Annotated in this window: 1 protein-coding gene; it reads left to right on the forward strand. The window is 55.6% G+C overall.

The window, feature by feature from the left end; translation table 11 throughout:
- Positions 1 to 358, forward strand: a 358-nt coding sequence (locus tag FS806_RS25385) for a transposase (protein ID WP_144942140.1), incomplete at both ends; no start/stop codon positions are given.

Here is a 358-nt window from a genome sequence, read left to right on the forward strand (position 1 = left end):
TCCACTTGCAAGTGAATCCCGGCAACACGAACGGCATGAAGGATCTGCTCTCGTTCGTTAAAGAAATCGAGGCGATGCTGCCGCCGGAATGGATCATCGAAGGCATCCGGGCCGACTGCGGCTTTGCCGATGACACTGTCATGGCGTACGCTGAAGAACGTGGGTGGCAGTACATCTTCAAACTGCCGAAGAAGGCCACTGTGAAGAAGGCCATTTCTTACCTTCAGCAGCATCCTGCGTTCTGGGAAACGCTGGCGGAAAAACAAGAGGACATCACGTTTGCGACCGAAGACGATCGTTGGGCTGCTGCCGACATCCCGATTCTCCTCACCAACTGGGAGAAAGCACGGCGCTGCGT

The organism is Paenibacillus sp. 32O-W (assembly GCF_007679495.1).
Lineage (GTDB): Bacteria > Bacillota > Bacilli > Paenibacillales > NBRC-103111 > Paenibacillus_L > Paenibacillus_L residui.